Origin of the sequence: Pseudomonas sp. SJZ074, assembly GCF_007828215.1 — a bacterium.
Classification (GTDB): domain Bacteria; phylum Pseudomonadota; class Gammaproteobacteria; order Pseudomonadales; family Pseudomonadaceae; genus Aquipseudomonas.
Genome location: NZ_VIUE01000067.1, coordinates 1 through 1,268 on the forward strand (window position 1 = coordinate 1; position 1,268 = coordinate 1,268).

Genomic DNA, 1,268 nt, shown 5'->3' on the forward strand with positions numbered 1-1,268 from the left:
CCTACGTGCAGCAGGCTGCCACCGGTGTTGAGGAAACTGGCAGCACCAAGCGTCAGATCAGTGTTGGCGGTTTCCAGAGTACCGTTGCGGTTGTCGAACAACCCGCCGATCTGGAAGTTGGTCTTGCCACTGCTACCCAACGCCCGCAACTGCCCCGTTTGGTTATCCAGACTCGCTGCCTTGATCGCCAGGGTGCTGTCACTCTCGATGATGCCCAGCCGGTTGTTCAATGCCCCGGTCAAATCCAGATCGATCTGGCTACCGGCAATCTGACCGTCGTTGTCACCGCTGTTGTCGAAATCGTTGGCGGTGACGCTGACCTTGCCCTTGGCATATAGGCCGCCGTTGCGGTTGTCGAAGTTGCGGGTGGTGACGCTGGCGTCGCCGGTCTGGGCCGAGATGCGCCCGCCGTAGTTGTCGAGGCCGCCCAAGGCGATCAGGTTCAGGCGCTGGGCCTGGGTGATGCCGCCCTGGCGGTTGTTGTTCAGGTCGTAGCCGTTTTTCAGCACGCCGCTCAGTTGGGTGGTCAGCAGCCCCTGCAGGCTGGCGAGCACGCCGCCACGGTTGTCCAGGTTGCGAGCGACGACCATCAGGTCGCCGGCCTTGGCCTGGAGGCGACCGCTCTGGTTGTCGAGGTCGTTGGCGACGGTCAGGGTCATGGCGCCCTGGCTCTGCACGGTGCCTTTGCCGTTGCTGAGGCCGGCGGCGTCGATCTGCACGGCGCCGTTCTGGCTGTAGATCAGGCCATCGGCGTCGTTCTGCACGGTGCCGGTGCTGGTCAGGACGAGTTGGTCGTTGGCGGCGACAGTGCCGCGGTTGCGGTTGTCCAGGCCGGCGGTGAGCAAGGTCAGCAGGCCCTGGCTGGCGATCTGGCCGCCCTGGTTGGTGATTTGTGTGGCACGCTCGACCCGCAGCGGGCCGACGCTGGCGATCTTGCCGTTGGTGTTGGTGAGGGCGCCGAGCAGGTCGAGGGTCACGGCAGCGTTGCCGATCAGTTGGCCGCCGGTGTTGTCCAGAGTGGTGCCGGTGAAGTTCAGGGCATGCTGGGCGTTGACGGTGCCGCCGGCGTTGCCGAGGGTCATGGCGCTGATAACCAGGGCGTTGCCGCTGTCGATCAGGCCGCCTTGGGCGTTGTTGAGCAAACCGTTGCTGACGGTCAGGGTCTGGTCGCCGCCGCTGGAGAGAATGCCGCCGCCGTTGTCCAGGCTGGCTGCGCTGACGGTCAGTTGTTTCTTACCGACCAGTGCGCCGGCATTGCCGTTGAGTAG

At 64.8% G+C, this 1,268-nt stretch carries 1 pseudogene; it reads right to left on the reverse strand.

The features are described 5' to 3' along the window. Positions 1–1,268, reverse strand: a pseudogene (locus FBX99_RS28775) (hemagglutinin); the annotation flags it as partial.